Here is a 23,549-nt window from a genome sequence, read left to right on the forward strand (position 1 = left end):
GGTCAATGCCGCTTGAGCCGGCTGCGCCAACCGACGATCCCCGCGTACACGACCGTCAACACCCCAAGCATGCCCACGTCGAACAGCCAGGCTTGCGCCGTGTGTTTGAAGTGGCTGTCTTTCGGGGCGAGCGGTCCGGGCTCGATCGTCCACAAGTCAACCGTCGAGGCCTGCGCCGCGAATCCCCAGCGCGAGGGCACGGCCCACGACAACTGGTCTAGACCCAGCCGGTCGGTAACCGGGATCATCCCGCCGCACAGCACCAACTGCAACATGAGGGAAACGACCAACAGCGGCATGATCTGCTCGTTGGAGCGGGCGAGGGAAGACAGCACCAAGCCGATCATCGCCGCGGTGACGCACATCGCGGCGGTGGCGACGTACAGCTCGAGGGTTGCGCTGCCGAGGAGCAGGGCCGGCCGCGTCGGTGCCCCTTTGCCCAAAATCGTGATGGTCGTCGCGATCGCCGACTGAACCACAGCGAACACGGAGAACACGGCAATCTTCGCGAGCAGATAGGCCTTGGTGGACAGGCCGACCGCTTGTTCCCGACGGAAGATGGGGCGCTCGCCGATGAGGTCGCGGATCGTCAGCGCGGTACCCATGAAGACGGCGGCCATGGTGAGCAACATCAGCACCGAGCCGGGCTCATCGGAGCCGTCACCGTTTGGGTCGGCGACGCGGAATCCCGTCGATCCCGGAACGGTGAGCGCGAGCGCGCCCATCACAAACGGCAACAGCGCCAGAAATATGAAATAGGCACGGTCGGCGAAGATCAACCGAATCTGGCGCCGCGCGATCGTGGCGAACTGACGACGCGTGCTGGAGCGCGCCGGGGCACCCAGATCTGCCGGCTTCTCCGCCTCGGCTCCGGCCGGGGGTGGTTTGAGTTGGGCCAGGAAGCGACGGTTGGCTGCGTCGGGGTCCGCGCCCACCATGCCAAAGATCTTGGCCCAGTTGGTGGTTCCCATGGTCGCTTCGATTTCGTCGGGCGGGCCGCAATACGCCGTCTTGCCGCCGGGCGCCATCAGCAACACCTGGTCGCAGAGGTCGAGGTAGCTCAGCGAGTGCGTCACCACCAGCACTACGCGGCCGGCGTCGGCCAGCTGCCGCAGCATGGTCATGACCTGTAGGTCCAGCGCCGGATCCAGGCCAGAAGTCGGCTCGTCGAGGATCAGCAGCGACGGTCCGGTGAGCAGTTCGAGCGCCACCGAAGCTCGCTTGCGCTGCCCACCGGATAGCTTGTCGACCCGGGTGTCGGCGTGCTTGGTCAACCCGAGTTCCTCGATAACCTGCGCGACGACCTGCGCGCGGTCCTGTTTGCTGGTGTCGGGCGGCAGCCGTAACTCGGCGGCATAATTCAGCGCCTGGGTCACCGTCAGCTGGCGGTGCACGACGTCGTCTTGCGGCACCATCCCGATCCTGCTGCGCAGCGACGCGAAACTGGCGTGAATGTCGTGGCCCTCGAAGGTGATTGAGCCGGAAGTGGGACAGGTGGCGCCGGCGATCAGGCGCGACAATGTGCTCTTTCCGGCGCCGGACCCACCGATGAGCGCGGTCAACGTGCCGGGTCTGGCCGTCAGTGACACCTTCTGGATCAGGCGTTTGTTGTCGACTTCGAAGTCGACCTCGCGCACCTCCAACCCGCCGGTGCGGGTGGCGGCTTGGGCGCGGCGCAGCAACATCTCACCGTTGAACACCAGGTCGACGTTGCCGATCGTGACCACGTCGCCCTCGGTCAGCGGCGCCGACAAGATTCGGGTGCCGTTGACGAAAGTGCCGTTGATGCTATGCGCGTCGTGGATCTCCATGCCGGTCGGGCTCGAGACCAGATAGGCGTGGTGGCGCGAGGCCAAGACATCCGAGATGACGACGTCGCTGTCTTCGGCACGACCGATCACTATTGCGCCCGTTGGGGGTGCAGCGAGCGTCGATCGAGACCGCTGCACAGCACGCCGCAGGTTGGTGCTGTCGAACTGCGCGGCTTCGAGTGCTTCCGCTCCGATCTCGGTCAGCGGCTGGCCTTTTGCCGCCGGCTGAGCGGGTCGTTCGGGTGCCGGTGCCGGTTGGGGTCCGCGCGGCGGCAGCGATTGGCTCGGATAGCCGACGGCGCGCCGCGGGCCGCTGGCCTGTTGCGAGGCCGGTGGCGGCGGGCCGGACCGGGCGTAACGGAGCGGGGCGGGTTGGGGTCGTGCTATTCGGGGCGACGCGCCTCCGGGCTGCTGTGGGTGCTCCGGACGAGGCGGCCTCGGGGCGCCGGGGCGTGCGAGGGCCTGCATCCCCTCGACCGTTGGCGGCAGCTGGCCCACCGTCCTGTCGTGGCTTTCGAGCACGAAGCTCAATCGTGGCCCGTCGGGACTTCCGACGTTGAGGCTCTGGCCGTCACGGATGTCGACGACCGAAACCCGGTTGCCATTGACGAACATCCCCGTCGGGGACCCGTTGTCGATCGCCATCCATTTGCCGTGATCGAAACGCAACAGCAGATGTGCGCGGGCGATCTGCGGATGGGCCACGCGCATGTCGGCACGCAGGTCGCTTCCCACGACGACATCGTTACCGGCGGCAAAACTGCGCCGTGACCAGTCCGATTGAACCGTCAGCACGGGCGGTACAGGCCTACTCATCCACTCAGTATTCGACCCGGCATCGGCCCGCGCCAGGGTTTCGCCATATTGGTCCGCTGTCCACGACGGTATTTGCTATCGCGTTCGTCGCCGTCGTGCACGAGGCTCCGAAATCGCGGGCGTCGCCAGACACGTAAGGGTCACGACACGATCCCGATTCACTGCCGTCCGCCGGACTGAACACCCTTGGTCAAAACGTGACCATTGCGTGGCCAAACATCAACGCGCCCTTTTACTTTCGCAGATCAACGCACATTTATCATCCCTATGACAACTAGGCCATTCAAAAGGAACTGGAGCCATGCGGACGGGTGTTCGGTGTGTCCTTGCGGTGATCGGAGCCGCTGCGAGCGTTGTCGTGACCCCGGCCGACGTAAGCCTCGCGGCGTCGAACCAGGCGCACGCGCTCGCGATCGCGTCGGTGCTGCCGGCGCGCGACGAGGTGGTCGGCGTGGCACACCCCGTGACGGTGAGATTCACCGCCCCCGTGACCAATCGGCAGGTCGCCGAGCATTACATTGACGTCAAATCAACGCCCGCGATGACCGGCAAGTTCGACTGGCTCGGCAACGATGTCGTCCAGTGGGTTCCGGACAGATACTGGCCGGCACACAGCACGATTGCGCTGACCGTGGGCGGCGTGTCCACCGAGATCAAAACGGGCCCAGCCGTGGTCGGCGTCGCCAACATCTCCGACCACACCTTCACCGTGAGCATCGACGGGATCGAGGCGGGACCGCCGACCTCACTGCCGGCGCCGCACCACCGCCCGCACTTCGGCGAGCAAGGCGTGATGCCCGCCTCGATGGGCAGGCCGGAATATCCCACCCCTGTCGGCACGTACACCGTCTTGTCCAAAGAGCCTGCGGTGACCATGGATTCGAGCAGCGTCGGCATTCCCGTCGATGATCCCAACGGTTACCTACTCACGGTGAATTACGCCGTTCGCATTACCAACCGCGGCCTGTTCGTGCATTCAGCTCCGTGGGCCGTTTCCTCGCTGGGCCTCGAGAACATCAGCCACGGCTGCATCAGCCTGAGTCCGGATGACGCCGAGTGGTACTACGACCACGTCAACGTCGGCGACCCGGTGATCGTCCAGGACTCTTCTTACAATTAGGAAGCTCTGCCCCAGGCCCAAGCCAGGTGCGGTGCTTAATCATGCTGACCTGCACGACGTTTCAGTCGTGCAGGCCCGCTGACACCCCGGACGGTGGGCGTATGTTGATTACGCAACCGAACGGGCCCGCTGGTAGGAAACCAGCGGGCCCGGCGCGTTCAATCCGAAAGCGAATTGGCCTCAGCTCGCGCCCGAGGGACCGGCAGGAACCGGCTGACCAGGCACCGGTCCGCCGGCGGGTGCCGCACCGGTCGGCGCGTCCTTCACACCGGACATGTCAATGATCGGGGCGGCCGCATCCAGGGGAGCACCGGCGGCCGCCGGCCCACCGAGCGCAATCAGCGGCGCACCGGCCGGCACCACCGGCACCGGCGGCACTACCGGGATCGGTGGCGCAAGGGGTAGCGGCGGCACGATCGGCACCGGAGCACCGATCGGCACCGGGCCTGGCACTGCCATCGGCACGCCGGACATGTCAATCATGGGCGCCGCACACATGCCCCCGGCAGCCGGCGCACCCGCAGCCACCGGTCCAGCCGCTGCGACCGGACCACCGGCGGCCGGCGCCGCCTCGCCCGCCTGCCCCTCGATGCACGCGTTGCCACCCGTGATCAGCGGGGCGGCCGCCGAGTCGGGGCTCAACGCGATAGCAGCTCCGCACAACCCAACGCCGGCAACTACTTTGATGTTGAACCGATCGACGATCGCCATCAGCGTCAACTCTCCTTCAATCACGCCCAGCAATTTCCGCAGTGGTGCAGCAGGCCCGCCTAGCCGTACCGAGGTCACTTTCGCGACCGCGCCAATTGTCGGCAGCAGACGCGCGACACGCACCACGCCGCACCGCGCCGTTTCCAAATGGTGACGTCACAACGGTGTCACGAATCGAAACACACTCCGCAGACACCGATCGACCTGTGCGAATGCGCTTGCGCCCTAGGCTTACTGAATGATTTTCGCCCAAATATCGGCACAACCGATCACAGGGTGGGGACCATACCGCCGTCGACTGTGACTCCGGCGCCCATCATGTTGGCACACCGATCGCTGGCCAGCATGACGACCAGATCGGCGACCTCGTCGGGCCTGGTGAATCGGCCGCTGACCGTTCCCGACGCGAATTCCTCGGTCACCTGCTCGGGAGACTTATCGGCGCCACCCAATTTGGCCGCAACCCCGTCGCTGCCCAGCCAGAAGTCGGTGGCGACCGGCCCGGGGTCAACGGTGTTGACGCGGATGTTGTGCGGCCCGAACTCTTTGGACAGCCCCTTTGCGAGGTTGTTGAAAGCCGCTTTCGCCGCGCTGTAATCCACGACCATCGGCAGCGGCAGCCGCGCGTTGACCGATCCGACGTTGACGATCACTCCCTTGCCGTGGGACATCATCGCGGGAATCGCGGCGCGGATCGCCCGCACGGCGGCCATGAAATTCAGGTCGAGGGTCTGCTGCCACATCTCGTCGGTGATCGCGAGAAATCCGTCCAGTCGCGGCGCCGCGAAGCCGACGTTATTGACCAGGATGTCCACCCGCTCCCCCGCCGCAGCGACCAACTGCGCGGGGCCGCCAGGCTCGGCGAGGTCGACGGCGACGGCCTCGACGGCTCCCGCATCGACCAGTTCGGCCAGGTCGGCGCTGACGCTGCGCGATCCGGCGATCACCCGGACACCCTCCTGCACGAAACGCCGGGTCACCGCCAACCCGATGCCTTTGCTGGCCCCCGTCACCACCGCCACCCTGCCGCCAAGACCCAGCTCCACGGCGCCCTCCTCTCAGCTCGGCAAATCGAGCCAAACATTACTGGCGGCGGCGAAACGCCACGAAACGCGAGGATCAAGGTTGCCAGGGGGCTCCGGAGCCCACGGAGCTCATTCTCGCGCAGGGCCCTCACAGGAAATTGTTGATGAACAGTTATCGCGCTGGAGGTTACATAAAAGTTAACATCGAGATTAGAACGGTTGACGCAAAGAGGAGAAGAGGCTATGTGCTCGCATCGTCTCACCACCGGGCTCATCGGTTCAGCCCTACTCGGCGGCCCGCTTCTGGCCAGCATCGTCTTGGCCGGCCCAGCGCAGGCCGACGAGACCGCTTTCATCAACGACATGCACAGAGACGGGATCCACGCCGTCGCAGGCGGTGACGCCGCGCTGCTGCAGGCAGGCCTGAACGTATGCCAGCAGCTGTCGTGGGGCGCTCCCGAATCCCAGCTCGTTGGCTTGGCGCTGCAACGTTCCAGCGAACGGCAAGGGGCCGGCGGGCTCAGTCCGCAGCAGGCCAACGACATCGTCGGCTACGCGGAGCGCGATCTTTGCCCCAACGTCTAACGCCGATCTGACGCTCCCGCAGTCCGGCGGGCCGCGAGAGCGGTCCATTGTTCGCACGCCGGTCCACCGGCGGCGCCGCCCGTTGTTGGCCGGCCGTTCACTATCCCGAATTGCTTGCGCAGCGGATCTTCGCACTCTTGTGTAAAAGTGCATCATCCGCATCGGGCGCAGACAAGGAGAAGGTTGATGGCGGCACGCAGGCATTTCGGCCGGCTCGTGGGCGCGGCCCTGGCGACCGGCCCGCTCGCACTCGCCGGGGTCCTTTGCGCCGGCCCGGCACGGGCCGATCAGGACGCCTTCATCAACGACCTGCACAACGCCGGTATCCACGCCGTGAACGGCGGCGACGCGGAGCTGTTGCAGATGGGTGCGGACCTCTGCCAACAACTTTCGTGGGGCGCTTCTCCGCAACAGCTGGAGGGTTTGGCGCTGCAACGCTCGGACGCCGACCAGGGCACCGGCGGCATCAACGGCCGACAGGCCGCGGACGTGGTGATCTTCGCCCTGCGCGATCTGTGCCCTAACGCCTGAGGCGGATCACCCCCCGCGCTCGGCGGTCCGCGCTATGGTGACATTCGAGTGAAGCTGAACGCACGGAACCTGGCCGGCCTCAAGATCCCGGTCCCGACATATGACCGCAGCCAAATCGGCGTCGGCATAGCGCATTTCGGTGTCGGTGGGTTCCATCGTTCCCACCAGGCCATGTACATCGATCGGCTGCTCAGCGACGGACTCGCCCGGGACTTCGGGATCTGCGGGATCGGTGTGCTGCCGCGCGACCGGCTGATGCGTGAGGCGTTGCGCGGCCAGGACCAGCTCTACACGCTGATCCTCGAACACCCCGATGGCACCCGGCAACCGCGGGTCATCGGCTCCATCATCGACTACCGTTATGCGCCCGACGATCCGGACTCCGTGATCGATCTGCTCGCCGATCCTGCCACCCGGATCATCTCGCTCACCATCACCGAGGGCGGCTATCAGCCACCGCTGAGCGCGGTATTCGGGTTGGTGGCCGAGGCGTGCAACCAGCGTCGCAAGCGAGACCTGCCCTCCCCCACGATCGTCTCCTGCGACAACATCGCGGGCAACGGAGACATGGCGCGACGCGTCTTCACTTCGTACGCCGAAGGGATCAATCCCGAACTCGCGCAATGGATGCGCACGAATACCACCTTTCCGAACTCGATGGTGGATCGGATCACGCCGGTGACCACGCCCGATGTGCTCGAGCGACTGGACTCCGAATTCGGTGTCGGCGACGCCTGGCCCGTGATCGCCGAGCCCTTCGCCATGTGGGTGGTCGAAGACAACTTCGCCGCCGGGCGGCCACCGCTGGATCGAGCAGGCGTGCAACTCGTCGACGACGTAGCACCCTACGAGGCGATGAAGTTGCGGTTGCTCAACGCCTCGCACCAGGGCCTGTGCTACTTCGCCTACCTCGCCGGATACCGGCTGGTGCACGAGGCCGCACAGGATCCGCTGATCGCCGAGTTCCTTGCGCGCTATATGAATTCGGAGGCGATGCCGACGCTGCAGCGCATCCCGGGGCTGGACGAGTTCCGGGACGGCCTCTTGCCGCGCTTCGCCAACGCCTACATCCGCGACACCGTGGCCAGGTTGTGCGCCGAGTCCTCGGATCGCATCCCGAAGTGGTTGTTGCCCGTGGTACGCGACAACCTGCGCTCCGGCGGTGCGGTGCGGCTTTCCGCGGCGATCGTCGCGAGCTGGGCACGCTACGCCGAGGGAGTCGACGAGCAGGGCCAGCCGATCGAGGTGGTGGACCGGCTCGCCGACTCTCTCGTTCCGATCGCCCGCACGCAGCGCGACGACCCGGTCGCATTCCTGGCCAACCGTTCGATATTCGGCGATCTCGTCGACCACGAGCGCTTCCGCGAGTCCTACCTGTGGGCGTTGGACTCGCTGCACCGCAACGGCGCACGCGCAACGCTGCGGGCACTGATCGGTGCCGGCCAATCATGACCCTGGTCGCCGGCATCGACTCATCGACACAATCCTGCAAAGTACTGGTCTGTGATGGCGCCACCGGCCGGGTGGTGCGCGAGGGACACGCCAGTCACCCCGAGGGTACCGAAATCGACCCGACGGCATGGGAAATCGCCGCCCACGAGGCCATCGCCGACGCGGGTGGCCTCGATGGCGTCGAGGCGGTCGCCGTCGGTGCCCAGCAGCACGGCATGGTGTGTCTGGACGGGACGGGACGGGTGGTGCGCCCCGCGTTGCTGTGGAACGACGTGCGATCGGCCGACGCCGCACGCGCACTCGTCGGCGAGTTCGGTGGCGCGCGGGCGTGGGCCCAGGCCGTCGGGGTCGTGCCACTGGCCGCCATCACGGTGGCGAAACTGCGCTGGCTGGCCGACCACGAGCCACAGCACGCCGACCGCACCGCTGCGGTCTGCCTACCGCACGATTGGCTGACCTGGCGGCTGCGCGGCGAGTCCGATATCGCGGCGCTGACCACCGATCGCAGCGACGCCAGCGGCACCGGTTACTACGACGCCGCAACGGGCGCTTACCGCTTCGATCTGCTAGAGCTGGCACTGCGCGACCGCCGCCCCCGGCTGCCGACAGTGCTGAGCCCTTCGGGTCGAACCGACAGCGGCACAAGCACATTCGGCGCCGGACTCGGCGACAATGCCGCCGCGGCGCTGGGCCTGGGTGCCGAAGAGGGCGATGTGATCGTCTCCATCGGGACCTCAGGAGTGGTGGCCGCGGCCACCGCGGACCCGGTCCGCGACGACGCGGGATTCGTCGCCGGATTCGCCGACGGCACCGGGCGCTATCTCCCGCTGGTGTGCACCCTCAACGGCGCGCGAGTGCTGGAGGCCGCCGCCGCGATGCTGCGAGTCGGCCGCGACGAGCTCTCCCGGCTCGCGCTGTCGGCGCCTCCCGGCAGCGCGGGCCTGGTGCTGGTTCCCTACCTGGAAGGCGAGCGAACTCCCGACCGGCCCAACGCAACTGGAGCATTGCACGGTCTGCGGGTCTCCAACGCGACTCCGGCCAATCTGGCCCGGGCCGCGGTGGAGGGACTGCTGTGCTCACTCGCTGACGGTATCGCGCACCTGGCCGCGCACGGTGTCGTAGCGCGCCGCATCCTGCTGGTCGGGGGTGGGGCGCAATCACGGGCGCTGCGCGAGATCGCGCCCGCGGTGTTCGGCATGCCGGTGCTCGCACCCACGCCGGCGCAATACGTCGCGTTGGGCGCGGCGCGGCAGGCGGCCTGGGCGTTGAACGGATCGCCCCATCCCCCCGCGTGGGATCCGCCGCCCACCAACGAATACACCGCCGACCCCGCGCCCGAGGTTCCCGCGCACTATGCACGGGTGCGCGACCTGACCGAGGGAGTCACTGGCCGTCGGGAAGCGGACGAAACACCGGAAGGATCCGATACTTCGCGCTGAAGCTTGCCTTGTCGTATTCGTCGCCTACCTCGCCGTCGCAGGCGATGACCGTGGGACCGTCGACGGCGCTGAAGCTGAATTCCGGCACCTGCAATTCGTGATAAAGCGGGCTGCGCTCCAGGCGCCCCAAGACGAGCGCGGTCAGAATTCTGGCCCTCGCCCAGCGGGGGCCGGTCTCGAGGATGCGGACATCGATCAAGCCGTCGTCCATGCGGGTTCGCCGGGCCGGCGCGAAACCGGTCGGCAGGTACAGCGAATTGCCCAGGAAGAACAGCGATGTCAGCAGGGTCTTGTTGTCATAGCTGATGCGCACTGGCTGGTCTTTGCGCAGCGTGTGCAGCATGGCGTAGAAACCCGCCAGCGGCTTGCCGATGCGCTTCTCGACTTTCTCGCGCTGCTGCACGAAGGTCGGGTAGGCGCCGATGCTGGCGGTGTTGAGGATCATCTGAGTTTCGTTGAGGCACACCAAGTCCACGCACGCCACGTGGCCGCGCCGGATCGCGTCTACCGTCTTGGCCACGCTGTCACAGCCGATGTCCTTGGCGAAGTGGTTGAATGTTCCGGCGGGAAAGACCGCCAGGGGGAGTCCCGCGTCGATAGCCACCCCCGCGGCGGCCGCGACGGTGCCGTCACCGCCGCCCACAGCCAGCACCTCGGCGCGCTCGGCCGCGCTGCGTAACACCTGCACCGGGTCGTCGTCGGGGCCCAGTTCGCGAATGTCGACCCTGGGCAGTTCCGCGCGCACCGCGTCGACGACCCGGGCGCCGGTCCCGCTGCCCGACTCCGGATTGATGACCAAGACCACGCCGGCGCCGTCAGGCCGCTCCGGCGCGGCGACACGGAGCGGTTCGGTTCTCGGAAGGGCTGTTTCGATGATCGGCGGGACGAGCCGGCCGCCCAACACGGCCAAGCCGGAGCCGATGCCGAATCCGGCGATGACGTCGCCCGGGTAGTGCGCGCCGGTCGCCACCCGAGAGAGACCCACCAGCCCGGCCAGCAGCGCCAGCCCGAAGCCCAGCGGTGGGTTCTCCAGGCCCACCCCGATGGCGAACGCCGCGGCGCTGGCGGCGTGCCCGGACGGAAGCGAGTTCGACGTCGGGCGTCGGCGGACCTGCCTGACCAAGGGCACCAAGTCATAGCTGGGCCGCGGCCGCCGCCGGATCCGCTTGGCGACCTGGTTGGTGACCAGGCTGGTGGCGGCCAACGTCATCAAACCGCGAGTCGCGCCGCGCTGCGCGCTTTGCCTGCCGGTGGCGAGCAGCGCCGCGCCGATGCCGACCCACAGCTTGGAATGGTCGGCCGCCCGGGTCAGTGGCGGCATGACCGCGTCCAGTAGCGGGGTGTCCGTCTCGGCGATGGCATCGAACAGCTCTTGGTCCAGCGTGCCCAAGCCCCGGGTGATCTGGTTGATGCCGCGTGCGCGTTGGCGGCGCCCCCTGTTCATTCGCTACACCCTAAATTGGTCCGAAGACATGGACGCACAGGGCTATTGCATGAGGTGGCAGGACAACGCCGAACGCCGCGGCGTGGCGGCGCACGCCGTCGCCGAGATCGCCCGCCGGCACGGCGTCACCGCCGCGCGCTTCGAAGCCCTCGAGGGCATGGCCGAGCTCAACGACCCGCACGGCAAGTCGTTCTTCCTGATCCCGGCGTACGCCGACGGCGCCCGGGCCCGCGACGCCGCACTGATGACCTACATCCTCAACGCGGATACCGGCTACGGTAAGCCGGACCGGCCGCCGACCGACTTTCCGGCAGCTCCCTACAGTGCCGTCGAGGTGGGGCGAATCATGTCCCGGCAGAACGCAAACCGCTGGAGCTACAGCCGCGACGTCCCCTTCGTACACCGCAACGGGGGGCGCCTGGTCGCGACCCCCAACGGCATGCTCATGGGTCTGGGCGGCAACTGGATTCAGCGGCTGTTCAGCCAGCGCGGCGGCACCACCTGGGGTGACATCTTCATGATGAACACGGGTAGGCCCGCCGACCCCGGCGGGCAGCTTCGCCAAGTCGTCGCCTCTGGGTATGCCTGGTATCTCGACGGCAGCGGCATACCCCGCGCGAGCCGCCTGGACCTGGACCGGGTGTTGCATCACGAAGAGCGCCACGCCGCGCAATGGGCAGACCGCGGCTACCTGGGCATGCTGGTCGGCTACGGTCGGGAGTTGTTCCGCGAGTTGGTCTTTGGCGCGGTGAACAGGTTCGAACAGGACGCGGGCCTGGCCGACGGTGGCTATAGGGCGTGAATCCCGTGGTAGAGCACCATCGCACCGATCACCACGAAGACCGCCGCGAGTAGGGCGCCGTTGTTGCGGTCCATCCAGTCCTTGAGCCGCGCCAGCGTGTCGTCGAGTCGGCTACCGGCCGCCACGTACGCCAATATCGGGATCGCCACACTGGAGGCGGCGATGGCCACGAAGAACGCGGCGGCCGCCCAGTCGCCGGCGAGGCCGAGCCCGCTGGTGCCGATGCCCAATCCCGCGGGGACGCAGATGAGCGCTACATCCGGACGCACCACGGCCAGCACCGCCCCGATGATCCCGGCGCGGGCCGGTGTGATGCTGGCGAACGAGCGCATCCAGGCCGGGGATTCGGCTTGACCGTGCCGGTTCAGCCATCGGTAGGTGCCGTACACGATCAGCGCCGACCCCAACACCACGCGCAGCCACGATGACCACCGCGGAGGCGCCTTGTCCAGGCCACCCAGCAGGCCAGAGGCCGCGACGGAAAGCGCCGTCAGCGCGGACAGGCTCAGCACCCAGCCCGCCAAAAACGCCAGGCTGCTCGGCCGCGGCCGCGGCGCCTGCAGCACCAACACCGCCGGAATGACCGTGAGCGGTGAGAGCGAGATGACCAGTCCAAGCGGAACGAGCCCCGTCAGCACCGTCCCCCAGCTTCCTGCCATGGGCGGCATCCTGCCATTGCGGTGCCGGTGCGGCGCCGAAACGCGCCGTACTCGCCCCGAACCGGGTCAGGCCAGGGCGCGAATTCCGTTGTAGAGCACTATCAACCCGATCAGGAACAGGATGACGGCCATCATCGCGTCGTGGTTCGCCTCCATCCAGGCCTTGAGACGTTCCAGGGCATCGTCGAGGCGATCACCGGCGCCCACGTAAGCCAATATCGGGATGGCGACCGTCGATGCCGAGAGCACGACGAAGATCGCGGCCGCGATCAGCTGGGCTCCGGCGCTCAGGCTGCTGTTGCCGACGGCCAGGCCGGCGGCCGCGCACAGGATCAATACCTCGGGCCGCACCGGCACCAGCACCGCCCCCATCAGCCCGGCACGTGCCGGGGAGAGCGTGGCGAACGAACGCATCCAACGCGGCATGTCGCGTTGGCGATGCCTGGTGAACCAGTGGTAGGCGGCCAGGGCGATCAGCGCCGCACCGAAGGCCAGTCGCACCCAGGATGCCCATTTCGGTGGGGTCGCGTGAAAGCCACTGAGCAGCTCCGAGCCGCTGACGAAAGCGGCCGTGAGGGCGACCAGGCCCAGCAGCCAGCCGCCCAGGAAGGCGAGACTGGACGGACGCGGGCGGGGCGCATGCAGTACCAGCACAGCGGGAATGACCGTGATCGGTGACAGCGCGATGACCGCCGCCAACGCGACGAGTTTGCTCAGCACCGAGGCCCAAGTTGCGTCCACGGGCAGCAATCATCGCACTGGCGTCACGCCCACGCGGCGGTTGACGTCCGGTCAGCCTTTGCGGCGCAGGGTCCACGCGGGCACCCAGTGCGTCACGGTTCTGCGTTTGGATCCGTACGCGACGGGATAGGTCACCAGCCCCCACCAGTCGCCCTGCTCGCACAGACCCCAGCAGCTCAGCCACCCCTCGACGACCTTGTGCAGCTGCAGACCATTGGGCTGATACCGCCCCGAGCGGTGCGGCTCGCGCGGGAACAGAACCGTGAGGTCGACCAGGACCGCGATCGCCGGACGCACCACCCGGAACGGGCTGCGGACCGGTTGGCCGTTGTACCCGATCGATGCGAGCGAACCCATTGATCGATCATACGTTCGAATGGTCGCTCGGTTGAGTCCCCTGATCGGCCCGGTTGGCCTCTGGCAACATAGCGGTGTGCTCAGCCGAACCGCGACGTCCCGGGCGGTTCGGTGAGCATCGAAACCACCGAAGAAGCACGGGGTCGCCGCGGCGCACCGGGCGGTCGCCGAATGGCCGCGCCGGCCGTGCTGGACCCGTTGGTCGTCGCGGTTGTGGCCGCCGCGGTGAGCCTGGCCGGTGCCGCCCGGCCGTCGTTCTGGTACGACGAGGCCGCAACCATTTCGGCCGCGTATAGCCGGTCACTGGCCCAGCTGTGGCACATGCTGGGCAATGTCGACGCCGTCCACGGTTTGTACTACGTCCTCATGCACGGCTGGTTTCAGGTCTTCCCGCCCACCGAGTTCTTCTCGCGCTCGCCCAGCGCCCTGGCGGTGGGCGGCGCCGCCGCCGGCGTCGTGGTGCTGGGGAAGCAGTTCTCGTCCCGCGGCGTCGCGGTGGCCTCCGGTGCATTCTGCGCGATCCTGCCCCGGGCCACGTGGGCGGGCATCGAGGCTCGCCCTTATGCGATGTCGATGATGGCCGCCGCGTGGCTGACCGTCCTGCTCATTTGCGCCGCGCGCCGTGACAGCGTGTGGCTGTGGGTGTCGTATGCCGTCGCGCTGGCCGGCTCGATCGGGCTCGACGCCTACCTCGCGCTGCTGCTGGTGGCATATGCCGTATTCGTCGGCGTGTACCACCGGAGCCGAATGACGCTGCTGGGCTTCGCGATCGCGTCGGCCGCTGCGGTGGCCGCGCTGTCGCCGTTCCTGACGACGGTCGCCGGGCAGGCACACCAGATCAGTTGGGTCGCACCCATCGGTCACCGCACCATCGAAGACGTGCTGATGCAGCAGTATTTCGAACGGTGCCCGCCATTCGCAGTGCTGGCGGCGCTGCTGATCGGCGCGGCAATCGTGTTGTGGCTCAGCGGGTGCGCGCGCCTGGCCGAGTCGCAACGCCAACTACTGGTGCTCGCGACGGGGTGGCTTGCGGCACCGACGGCAGCGATCGTGACGTATTCGGCGCTGGTTCATTCGATCTACACGCCGCGCTACTTGTGCTTCACCGCACCCGCGCTGGCGTTGATACTCGGCGTATGCGGTGGAGCGGTGACCGCCAAGCCGTGGGTGACCACTGCCCTCGTCGGCCTTTTCGCAGTCGCCGCAGCACCGAATTATGTTCGGGTGCAACGTAACCCGTACGCAAAATACGGCATGGACTATAGTCAGGTCGCCGACCTGGTCAACGCGAAGGCGGCGCCAGGCGATTGCCTGTTGGTGAACGACACGGTGACGTTCATGCCGGCTCCCATGCGCCCGCTGATGGCGGCGCGTCCGGACGCCTATCGCAAGCTCATCGACCTCACGCTGTGGCAGCGGGCGACCGACCGCAACGACGTGTTCGACACGAATCTGATCCCCGAGGTGGTGGCCAGACCGTTGAGCCAGTGCGGCGTCGTCTGGATCATCACCCAGGCCGACCCGTCCCAGCCGGCGCACGAGCAGGGCGCCGCGCTGCCGCCCGGCCCCGTCTATTGGGCGAGCACCGCCTTCGCGGTACCGCACGACCTGGGCTTCCGGCTGGTCGAACGCTGGCAGTTCAACCTGGTTCAGGTGCTCAAGGCGCAGCGATAGTCACCAGATGTGGATCCAGTCGACGAGCATGTCGGCCGGGTAGGTCGCCGCCGCGGGATCGCCGGCGCCGACCCCACCGACTGCGAGGGTGAACATGGGCGTCAGCCAGTAGCCGGGTTTGTTGAACGGCCACCGGAAGTCGTCGGGAGCGCCGCCGTGGACGTGTATTGGTTTGTTCGGAACGCTGAAGTACTGCGCCCCGTCTCGGGCGAATTCAAACCCTTCCTCGCCCCAGTGCATTCGCCAGGTGTGCCAGTTGCCGTCGACCATGCCGGGGATCGACTTGCCTTCCCACGTCTTTCCATTCGACGCGGCGTGCACCGTCGTCCCCGGAGGCCACGAGCCATTGCCGTACCACTCGAAAAGGTCAACCTCGCCGTCTGGCAGCGGATCCTCGTTGACACCCCAGAACGCGGACCAAAGGCCCGGGTCCAAGCAGTTCAGCTTTATTCGAGCTTCCCAAGTCTGGTTGATCATGCTGCGGAAGTTGCCCCGCAGTTTGGCGCCGTAGTAGGTGTCCCCTTCCTGGGTGGCGCGCAAAACGAGGTTGGAGTTCCCGTCTTGGAACACATTTCGGCGGTCGTCGCGATAAATCCCCGCGACCGGCGGGAACACGTCGTCCTGCCAGGTCTGGATGGTCCACTTGCCCGGATCGGGAGCCGAACCCGCCGGACCGTCGAACTCGTCGGCGAAGATGAAGGGCCCGCCCCCGGCGGACGGCGGCGCTTCGGGCGCCGACGGCGTAGCCCAGGCACCCGGCAAGCGCATCGCAGCCCCGATCATGCCCAGGCCCGACATCAACATCATGCTGCGACGATCCATCTAAACCACCAATCGTTTAAAGCCGGCTCGTCAAGCCCGGCGAACTCTCCCCAGGCAACTCTCGCAAACGGTGCTATGAAACCACGCGGTGGGGTGACACGCATCCCGCGGTGGAGCTCGGCGCGCGATGCGCGCACCCGATCCACGCGCGGCGTTCCCGCTCACGACCCGCGCGTCGGTCCGTCGTCGCCATCCCCCTGGCATAAACAAGCGACGATAGCAGCCGCAGGGCGCACTTCCAGGAATTTCACGCCGCAATCATCAATCTGGTTGACATCGACCGGCCCGACGGCATCGAGGAGCTTGGTGGTTCCTAACGCGAACTGGGTTCGCTCAGCCTGACCAGCGTCTTGCCCACGTTGACGCCGGTGAACAGGCCATTGAGGGCATCGACACACGACTCGATGCCCTCAAAGATGGTCTGCCGGTGGTGAAGTCGGCCTTCGGCCTCCCACCGGCGCAGCGCGGCGAATGCCTCGTCGAAGCGGCCCCACTGATCGAGCGCGTTGAACCCCTGCATCAGGGCGGTCTTCGACAGCAGGTTCACGTAATTGGCCGGCCCGGGATGCTCCCCGGTCAGGTAGCTGGAGATGACGCCGCACAGGACGACGCGCGCGCGGGCGGCCAGCCGGCCCAGCACGGCGTTGAGGATGGGCCCGCCCACGTTGTCGAAGTAGACGTCGACGCGTTGCGGGCAGTGCTTTTTCAGCGCCGCCGCGATGTCTTCGTTTTTGTAGTCGATGCACGCGTCGAACCCGAAATCCTCCACCACCGCCCGGCATTTCTGCGGACCGCCTGCGATGCCCACCACCCGGGCGCCGGCGATCTTTGCGATCTGGCCGGCGACCGATCCGGTGGCGCCCGCGGCCGCCGACACCACCACCGTTTCTCCCGGCTGCGGCCGGCCGATGTCGGTCATCCCGAAATAGGCGGTGGCGCCGGTCGGCCCGTAGACGGACATGATCGCCAGCTGGTCGTTCTCGCCCGGGATCGGCGTGCTGAACAGGTCGTCGCGGATGATCGCGTACTCCTGGAAACCGGTCAACGTGGTGACGACGTCGCCGACGGCGTACGCGTCGCACCGCGACGCGACCACCTCGCCGATGCCGGCCGCGCGGATGACCTCGCCCAGCTGTACCGGCGGAAGGTAGCTGGGCTGGTCGTCGAGCCAGGTGCGGGCGGCGGCGTCGATGCCGACGTAGGTGGTGCGCAACAGCGCCTCGCCCTCGGCGGGTTCCGGCGCCGGCGTGGTGACCACTTCCGTGTCCTCCGGTTGGACCAGCCCGCAGGGACGGCGACGCAACAGGACCTGGCGATTCGGCAAATCGGGCACGATCGTAAAAACTACCGAACGGCCCGAAAAGCCAGAAGCGAATGGCATATTCAATGCATGGCAGCAAACGAAGACCCGGAAGACCGGATCCGGGAACTCGAGCGCCCGCTCGCCGATGCGGCGCGGGCGTCAGAGCAGGGCGGCTCGCAGGCCGCCGGCCAGTACTCTCAGCCCGGCACGTCCGGCGCGCCACCCGGGCCGCCGACCCCGTGGACCTACGGCGGACCGATGCCCGGGTTGCCCCAGCAACGCCCCTCGAGTAACCGCGTCTGGTGGATCCTCGGCACCGTCGTCGTGATCGGCGTACTGGCCCTCGCCGGTGGCATCGCGGCATTCGCCGCACACCAGCTTTCCGGCGTGAAGTCGGTCATCGCCTCGCCGCCGACCATCTCCAAAACGTTCAGCTCACCGAACATTTCGACGAGTCCCGGCCCATCGACCACCCGCCGGACATCACCCTCGCCGTCGACCTCGCCCGCCGCACCCCCGGGCTCCGAACTCAGCGTCGCCGGTATCAACGAGAACCGGACCATCGCCTGCAACGACAACATCGTCCGCGTCAGCGGGGTATCCAACACGGTCACCATCACCGGCCATTGCACCCGCCTGTCGGTGTCCGGAGTCCAGAATTCGGTCACGGTCGAGGCCGTCGACAGCATCGAGGCGTCCGGCTTCAACAATAAAGTCACCTACCGCTCGGGCGCGCCGAAGATCAGCAACTCCGGCGGGTCCAACGTGGTGGAGCAGGGCTGAGCTAACCGACTGTTATGCAGGCTCTTCGGTGTCGTCGCCGCCGCGGACGCTCTCGGTGTCGTCGTCATCGAGGACGCTGGCCGCAATGCCGTAGGGCAAGAACCGCACCTTGCGTTTGGGATCGACGTTGTCCTTGTTCGCCCGCAGCGCGTCGAGTTCGGTCGCATAGACCTGTTCGACGCGCGCGCCGCCGTCGGCGTCCACCGTGTAGATGGCCCACACGCCCTCACCGGCCTCGCCCGCGGTTTCGGGGGCACCGCGCGGGCGCCGCGACAGGTCATCGAAAACGGCGGACCACCCCGCGCGGGCGCCGGGAGCGACCACGAACTTGCTGACCCGCTCGAAAATGTCGCGCAGCCCCTCGCTGCCTTCCCTGATCATTCGATCGAACTCTTCGGGATCGAATCCGAATCCACTGTGCTCGCCCACGCGACCTCCCTGGCGCTTGTTCGTAACTGCCAGTGTGCGCTCAGTGGAGGTGGTTTGCCACGTGCTTACTGCCCAGGCGGCGGCGGTGGGGTGATCGGGATCGGCACCGTGACGAACGGGAAGTGCAGATACATCGTCACCGGCGGCTGCTGTGGCAGCTGCGGCGCCGCGGGCGGGGGAGCCGCGGGCGGCGGCGGTGGTGGTGCGGCCGGTGCGGGCGCGGGCACCGCGGCCGGCGGGGGCGCCGCCTCTTGGACGGGCGGCGGCACGTGCTGCGGCGCCGCCTCTTGGACGGGTGGCGGCACGTACTGCGGCACCGACCGGGCGGGGGCACGACGGACCGGTGCCGCGGGCGGCGGAGTGACCGCGGTCTGCGGTGCGGGCTGCTGCACCGTCGACGGTGCGGGCGCCGGGGCGGCCACCTCGGACGGGCTCGGCGGGGGCGCCGGCGGAGGTGGCGCCGCGCTCGGGGCGGGCAGCTGCGCCTGCGGCGGGTTGCTCGGCGGGGCCGCCGGCAGCTGGACGGCCGGCGTGGCGACGCTGACGCCCGGATTGTGCCGACCGTCGGACCCCGGGCGATCCGATGTCAACGTCACCAGCACCACCCCGCCGATCGCGGCAACGATGCCGACCAGGGCGCTACCCGCGAGCAGCATGGACCTGGGCCGGCCTGGAGGCCTCTCGTCGTAGTCCGGGACGGCGCTGTAGGCCCGCGCGTCGGTGCCGACGTCGGCATCGTCCCAGTCGTCCAGGTAGGTCGGGCTGATCGCGGGGAGACTCAGCTCCCCGGTGCCAGGGTCCAGCGCATAGGCCAGGGCGGCGGTCGACGATGCGAACAGCGGGGCGTTCGCCGAGGCCAGCGCCGCGCCGCGGGCCAATGCCATGTCCGGCTCTTCGGGGCCGGTGACCGGGAGTGGGGTGGCGGCCTCGAGCGTGGATTTCAGCGCCACGATGTCGGTTCCGCAGCCGATCAGGAACACCCCGTCGGCCCGGGAGCCACGAGCGTCCAGACCGGAGACCATCGCCGCCAGTTCGGCGGCAAGGCCTCCCGCGCTACCGTCGCCGATCTGGCGCCGGTGCAGATCGACGATGGAGCCGTCGGCGACGTCGACAACGGCCAGCGTCGCATTCGCCGGTTCGACGAACAGCATCGCGAGGCGTTCGTAGCCCAGCGCATAACCCACGGTCTGGGCCAGCACGGCCGCGGCGAGCAACGGTGCGACCAACATCACGCCGTCCAGCTCGTGGCCGGCAATCGCCTCCCGCAGCGCGCCGACGCCGGCAGGATCACTCCAGGTGACCCCGGTGGCGGTCAATCGGTGACCGCCCTCCAACACGCCTTCGCGGCTGCCGATGATCGCATCGATCACCTGATCGACAGCGTCGGCCGGCGAATCGACCGAATTTCCTGCGGCCCCAACCTCGAACTCTTCTTGTTCGACGGTCACGCCGTCAGCATTTTGGCCCTCGATAGCCACCAGGCGGACTGTCCTGGGAGCCATCGACACCCCAAGCACGATGTCCACGTAACGCCTCCAAGGTCCTTTTCAACGCCCTCAGCGAGGGCATGACGGGATGATCCCCGCCCGAACTTGGTGACATAAACGTTACGCGCGTGTGGCTAGTCGCGCAGGCGATGCGCGTAAGCAGGAAGGACGCTAATACCCCGGCCCGAAGTACGGATTCTGCGCGTTCCCCGGGTACTGGGGATACTCCGGGTACTGCGGATACTGCGGGTACTGCGGGTACTGCGGGTACTGCGGATACTGCGGAGTCGCGGGAGCCTGCTGCTGCGGAACCGGAACCGGAATCGGAACCGGCAGCAGCGGAACATGGATCCATTCCGTCGTCATCGGCACCGTCGTAGTGGTGGTTGTCGGCGGCGGAGGCGGCGGTGTGGTGGTTTCCATCGAAGGCGGCGTCACCGTCGTGGTGACCGCCGGTTGCGGCGGCGTGGTCGTCGGCGGCGCGGTCGTCGGCGGCGCGCTCGACGGCGGTGCCGTATGCCTCGGGGTGTAGACGGGCGCCGGCGGCGCGGTGGTGACCACCGCGGGCGGCGGCGGGGGCGGCGGTGACGGCGGCGGGGGCGGGGGCGGCGGTGACGGGGCCGGGCTGGGAATGGGTTGCGCGCTCGGCGGCGGGGGCGGCGGTACCGCGGTGGGCGGCGGGGGCGCGGCCGGATGCGGCGCCACCGAGTTGGCCGGTGGCGCCGGAAGGGGCGCGACCGAGGGCGGTGCGGACGGGGCCGGACGGTTTTCTATCCCGGTCAGCGTGTAGGCCACGCCGCCGATCGCTGTCATGGCGACCACGGCCGACATACCGATGATCAACTGGGAGAACCGAAGGCGCAGCCACGGCCGCCGTTCCCGCGGCGGTTCGATGACATTGAGCCGCATCGACCAGCCCGCCGGACCGTCCTCGTCGTAAGTTTCCCCACCGAACCGCATGCGGAGGTCGCCGGGGTATTCGGTTTGCGACCAAGCTAATTCGCGATCGGTAAGCGCCTCATCATCGATCACCAGCACATCGCCGGCACCCAGGTCGACCACGTCACCGGCGGCGTCGGCCGAGGCGAGCAGCCCGATAGACGTCCGCGTGCGCAGATCCAGCTGGCCGCCGCGCGAAGCCAGGATGAGTGCCCCGCTGGCCGCGGCCAGGGCCGGCTGCGACGGCGTCAGGATCGGCATCCGGCCATGCATCGAAAGCCGTTCGGTGACAAGCGGAATGCGTGCTCCCCCACCGACCGTGACCACTGCGACGAGGTCTGACCAACTCGTACGATAGCGCACCAGCATGTCGTCGAAGGCGTAGATGAAGCCGGTCAGCCGATCCTGAATCATCTCTTCGAGGTCGTCTTGCGTCAAAGTCAAGCTGCAATTGCGCCCGCCCAGCACCGCGATGATTTCGGTGGTCATGTCGGTCGAGAGCCGCTCCTTGCCCACGCGGCATTGTTCCTTCAGTTCCACGAGCTGCCCGACACCGGCGGTGCTGGCCGGGTCGAGGCCGCTGCCATGCCCCAGCTCCTCGAAGGCACGCAGCTGTAACTCCTGATCAATCTCGTCACCGGACAACGCGGCGTAACGCATGGTGGCGCTGACGAGTTCGAAGTCGCCAGCGACATTGACCAAGGTGGCCGAGGCACCGCTGCCGCCGAAGTCGAGCAGACCCACCACACCCTCGTCGGGAAGGCCGAGCTCGGATTTCACCGCGGTCAGTGACGCGATCGCGTCGCTGACCAGCCGCGGCGCCATACCGCTGCGCACGAAGCCCAGATGGGTTCGCAGCGCGTCCCGCAACGCCTGTACCGTCGTGGGTTTCCAATGCGCCGGCACGGCGATGGAAATTTCCGAGCACGCGGCGTCAGCGCCGGCCGCGAGCACCATCGCGTCCAGTGCCTCCACCGTGAGCAGTTCCGGGTCATGCGCGGAACCGTCGGGTGACACCAGCGCAACGGAATCACCGATGCGCTCGATAAAGCCCCTCATCGGTACGCCAGGCTCGGTTAGGTACGGGTTCTCTTCGGGTGCACCGATTTTCGGTGCACAGTGCGGGTAAAGGGTGAGCACAGACCGGCGGCTAACCGGTGGGCTTCCATTACGCGCAGCGACCAGGTTCGTGGTCCCGATCGACAACCCGAGTGGGTCGTACATAGAGCGAAACCTTCGTCTATAGGGGTCGGTGGCCAGCGTTAACCATAGCCGCGGACACGCGGAAAGCCGATGCTTCGCAATGTCATTGGTATCCGCTCGATGCGCTTGCGTCACCGAAGCGGTACCGAAAACCCCTTGACAAAAAGCCTTTCGCTACAACACCGTCAGCGGCAGCGAATGCCTGGGCTCGAACTGGAAGGTCGAGCCCCCACTCACTCTGACCACCGAAACCTCTGGCAGCTCCTCGGTGGCGGTCTCGGTTTCAACCAGTTCGGCCGTCCAGTCGGTGGCCGTTCCGCTAACTCGAACCTCGACGTGCGGGTCCACCGCGGTGGCGATCGCCTGGAGCGGCTGCACGGATTGCGGCGAGCACAGCGAGATCCAGGATCCGTCGTCATGGGCCGGCGATGCGTGCACACGCAGCCGGTTCGATTCCGTCTCGGCGACAACGTAGCCCGCGGGATTCAGCAGCGGGTGCAGTTCGAGGACGCGCAGCACACCGTCGATTCCGCTCGGAAGTTTCAGTGCGCGGTGGATGCGCTCGGCGGCCATGCCCGCGATGCCGATCAAGCCGCGGGTGCGCACGCCGACGGCTTCGTCGTCGCTGGCGGCTCGCGCGGCCACCGCGATCGCGAACGACAGGTACAGCAGGTGCATCTGCAGGCATACCTCGTCGGCCATCCGGACCAGCGCCGAATGCGAGAACGCGGCGAAGTCGAAATCCGAAAGCAACGGCCCCGAGTAATCCGCCTGTCCCTCATCTTCGGGGTCGACGGGATCGAGTTCCCAAGTCGCGGCGCGTGTTCGGCTCACGATGTCGAGTGCCGGGATGCTTTGCGCTTCGGGATGGGACTCGTCGATGATGACGGTCCATGCGCAGTGCGGGTGCCGGTCCGCCGGCGTCCGCGGCGGGCGGTGGATCGGGCGCACCTGGGCACGCGGATTGGTCGCGATCGCGGTGGCGTCGAAGGTCGGGTCCTCGATGGTGTGGCACATGCCGAACACGTACTGCTCGCCCATCGGCTCGACGTCGAGTAGGGCACCGCAGTGGTCGAGGCGGAATTCGCCGTGCCAGCGATCGTGAACGGTGTAGCGGAAGTCCATGAATTGCGGCGGGGCCCCGATGTCGAGCTGTAGGCCCTTGAAGATCGTCACCACATCGTCGCCCTCGTAGTTCAGCGCTTTCTGCATGCGCCGGGTGTAGATCGGGCTACAGCCCGCCCACTCCTCGATGGCGATTTGAATCATCTCCTCGCGGCCGAAAGCGGAGATGCACCAGGCCATTCCGGATCGGTCGATCAGCTGACCGATCAGCAGCAATTCGGGTACCAAGACGACGAGCTCGTCGCGGGACAATTGCGCGTATCGCGAGGGGCCGCTCACGTCCCAAAAATA

Annotated in this window: 21 protein-coding genes and 2 pseudogenes; 8 read left to right on the forward strand and 15 right to left on the reverse strand. The window is 67.5% G+C overall.

All coding sequences use genetic code 11. The features are described from left to right. Nucleotides 1-2 precede the first annotated feature (2 nt). The 3 genes and pseudogenes from AC5Y4F_RS15425 to AC5Y4F_RS15435 all read right to left on the reverse strand — a co-directional run. Nucleotides 3-1,124, reverse strand: coding sequence for an ABC transporter permease (locus AC5Y4F_RS15425; RefSeq protein ID WP_499997585.1), 1,122 nt, complete (start codon nt 1,122-1,124; stop codon nt 3-5). A gap of 42 nt (nt 1,125-1,166) precedes the next feature. Then, nucleotides 1,167-1,685: pseudogene (locus AC5Y4F_RS15430) on the reverse strand (ATP-binding cassette domain-containing protein); the annotation flags it as partial. 18 nt (nt 1,686-1,703) lie between these two features. Further along, a pseudogene (locus AC5Y4F_RS15435) lies at nt 1,704-2,627 on the reverse strand (FHA domain-containing protein); the annotation flags it as partial. Nucleotides 2,628-2,928: 301 nt separating this feature from the next. On the opposite strand from AC5Y4F_RS15435, the gene AC5Y4F_RS15440 reads away from it, so the two are divergent. Continuing rightward, nucleotides 2,929-3,747: a L,D-transpeptidase gene (locus AC5Y4F_RS15440; protein WP_067938224.1), complete on the forward strand. Its 819-nt coding sequence runs from the start codon at nt 2,929-2,931 to the stop codon at nt 3,745-3,747. A gap of 180 nt (nt 3,748-3,927) precedes the next feature. Here the strand turns inward: AC5Y4F_RS15440 and AC5Y4F_RS15445 are convergent, their stop codons facing one another. Continuing rightward, complete coding sequence (locus tag AC5Y4F_RS15445) at nt 3,928-4,467, reverse strand: hypothetical protein (RefSeq protein ID WP_067938261.1); 540 nt, start codon at nt 4,465-4,467, stop codon at nt 3,928-3,930. A 260-nt stretch (nt 4,468-4,727) separates the two neighbouring features. Next, the gene (locus tag AC5Y4F_RS15450) at nt 4,728-5,504 is read right to left on the reverse strand and encodes an SDR family oxidoreductase (RefSeq protein ID WP_067938225.1); all 777 of its coding nucleotides are present in this window, start codon (nt 5,502-5,504) and stop codon (nt 4,728-4,730) included. Between the two features lie 222 nt (nt 5,505-5,726). Between AC5Y4F_RS15450 and AC5Y4F_RS15455 the strand changes: the two genes are divergently transcribed. From AC5Y4F_RS15455 to AC5Y4F_RS15470, 4 genes are all read left to right on the forward strand, one after another. Further along, the gene (locus tag AC5Y4F_RS15455) at nt 5,727-6,068 is read left to right on the forward strand and encodes a DUF732 domain-containing protein (protein WP_067938227.1); all 342 of its coding nucleotides are present in this window, start codon (nt 5,727-5,729) and stop codon (nt 6,066-6,068) included. 186 nt (nt 6,069-6,254) lie between these two features. Then, nucleotides 6,255-6,599, forward strand: a complete 345-nt coding sequence (locus AC5Y4F_RS15460; RefSeq protein WP_067938228.1) for a DUF732 domain-containing protein — start codon at nt 6,255-6,257, stop codon at nt 6,597-6,599. A gap of 48 nt (nt 6,600-6,647) precedes the next feature. Continuing rightward, on the forward strand, nt 6,648-8,051 hold the full coding sequence (locus tag AC5Y4F_RS15465) for a mannitol dehydrogenase family protein (RefSeq protein WP_499997530.1): 1,404 nt from the start codon (nt 6,648-6,650) through the stop codon (nt 8,049-8,051). Beyond that, complete coding sequence (locus AC5Y4F_RS15470; protein ID WP_067938231.1) at nt 8,048-9,490, forward strand: xylulokinase; 1,443 nt, start codon at nt 8,048-8,050, stop codon at nt 9,488-9,490. The genes AC5Y4F_RS15465 and AC5Y4F_RS15470 overlap by 4 nt, the downstream gene beginning before the upstream one ends. Here AC5Y4F_RS15470 and AC5Y4F_RS15475 read toward each other — a convergent pair. Next, nucleotides 9,435-10,934 carry a bifunctional phosphatase PAP2/diacylglycerol kinase family protein gene (locus AC5Y4F_RS15475; RefSeq protein ID WP_067938233.1) on the reverse strand — a complete coding sequence of 500 codons (1,500 nt, stop codon included), beginning with the start codon at nt 10,932-10,934 and terminating at the stop codon, nt 9,435-9,437. The genes AC5Y4F_RS15470 and AC5Y4F_RS15475 overlap by 56 nt on opposite strands. Nucleotides 10,935-10,962: 28 nt before the next feature. Between AC5Y4F_RS15475 and AC5Y4F_RS15480 the strand changes: the two genes are divergently transcribed. Next, the gene (locus AC5Y4F_RS15480; protein WP_067938263.1) at nt 10,963-11,736 is read left to right on the forward strand and encodes a hypothetical protein; all 774 of its coding nucleotides are present in this window, start codon (nt 10,963-10,965) and stop codon (nt 11,734-11,736) included. On the opposite strand, the gene AC5Y4F_RS15485 is transcribed toward AC5Y4F_RS15480, so the two are convergent. The 3 genes from AC5Y4F_RS15485 to AC5Y4F_RS15495 form a co-directional block, all read right to left on the reverse strand. Continuing rightward, entirely contained in the window at nt 11,724-12,395 is a 672-nt protein-coding gene (locus tag AC5Y4F_RS15485; RefSeq protein WP_067938265.1) for a GAP family protein, read from the reverse strand. The two genes, AC5Y4F_RS15480 and AC5Y4F_RS15485, sit on opposite strands and share 13 nt — an antisense overlap. Nucleotides 12,396-12,461: 66 nt before the next feature. After that, nucleotides 12,462-13,115, reverse strand: coding sequence for a GAP family protein (locus tag AC5Y4F_RS15490; RefSeq protein ID WP_197520660.1), 654 nt, complete (start codon nt 13,113-13,115; stop codon nt 12,462-12,464). A 72-nt stretch (nt 13,116-13,187) separates the two neighbouring features. Then, nucleotides 13,188-13,493: a hypothetical protein gene (locus AC5Y4F_RS15495; RefSeq protein ID WP_067938237.1), complete on the reverse strand. Its 306-nt coding sequence runs from the start codon at nt 13,491-13,493 to the stop codon at nt 13,188-13,190. Nucleotides 13,494-13,664: 171 nt separating this feature from the next. Between AC5Y4F_RS15495 and AC5Y4F_RS15500 the strand changes: the two genes are divergently transcribed. Then, entirely contained in the window at nt 13,665-15,167 is a 1,503-nt protein-coding gene (locus tag AC5Y4F_RS15500; RefSeq protein ID WP_499997586.1) for a glycosyltransferase family 39 protein, read from the forward strand. Here AC5Y4F_RS15500 and AC5Y4F_RS15505 read toward each other — a convergent pair whose 3' ends face one another. Continuing rightward, nucleotides 15,168-15,989 (reverse strand): glycoside hydrolase family 16 protein, encoded by an 822-nt coding sequence (locus AC5Y4F_RS15505; protein WP_499997531.1) that lies wholly within the window; start codon nt 15,987-15,989, stop codon nt 15,168-15,170. 313 nt (nt 15,990-16,302) lie between these two features. Then, nucleotides 16,303-17,322, reverse strand: a complete 1,020-nt coding sequence (locus AC5Y4F_RS15510) for an NADP-dependent oxidoreductase (RefSeq protein ID WP_499997532.1) — start codon at nt 17,320-17,322, stop codon at nt 16,303-16,305. Nucleotides 17,323-17,379: 57 nt separating this feature from the next. On the opposite strand from AC5Y4F_RS15510, the gene AC5Y4F_RS15515 reads away from it, so the two are divergent. After that, nucleotides 17,380-18,075: a DUF3060 domain-containing protein gene (locus AC5Y4F_RS15515; RefSeq protein WP_067938253.1), complete on the forward strand. Its 696-nt coding sequence runs from the start codon at nt 17,380-17,382 to the stop codon at nt 18,073-18,075. Between the two features lie 12 nt (nt 18,076-18,087). Here AC5Y4F_RS15515 and AC5Y4F_RS15520 read toward each other — a convergent pair whose 3' ends face one another. The 4 genes from AC5Y4F_RS15520 to AC5Y4F_RS15535 all read right to left on the reverse strand — a co-directional run bounded on the left by AC5Y4F_RS15520 (nt 18,088) and on the right by AC5Y4F_RS15535 (nt 23,537). Next, on the reverse strand, nt 18,088-18,504 hold the full coding sequence (locus AC5Y4F_RS15520) for an Rv0313 family protein (protein WP_067938255.1): 417 nt from the start codon (nt 18,502-18,504) through the stop codon (nt 18,088-18,090). Nucleotides 18,505-18,569: 65 nt separating this feature from the next. After that, on the reverse strand, nt 18,570-20,030 hold the full coding sequence (locus AC5Y4F_RS15525; RefSeq protein ID WP_499997533.1) for a DUF7159 family protein: 1,461 nt from the start codon (nt 20,028-20,030) through the stop codon (nt 18,570-18,572). Nucleotides 20,031-20,162: 132 nt separating this feature from the next. After that, complete coding sequence (locus AC5Y4F_RS15530) at nt 20,163-22,154, reverse strand: Hsp70 family protein (protein WP_499997534.1); 1,992 nt, start codon at nt 22,152-22,154, stop codon at nt 20,163-20,165. A 153-nt stretch (nt 22,155-22,307) separates the two neighbouring features. Further along, nucleotides 22,308-23,537: a hypothetical protein gene (locus tag AC5Y4F_RS15535; protein WP_499997535.1), complete on the reverse strand. Its 1,230-nt coding sequence runs from the start codon at nt 23,535-23,537 to the stop codon at nt 22,308-22,310. Nucleotides 23,538-23,549 lie beyond the last annotated feature (12 nt).

Source organism: Mycobacterium sp. NGS56 (assembly GCF_059812425.1).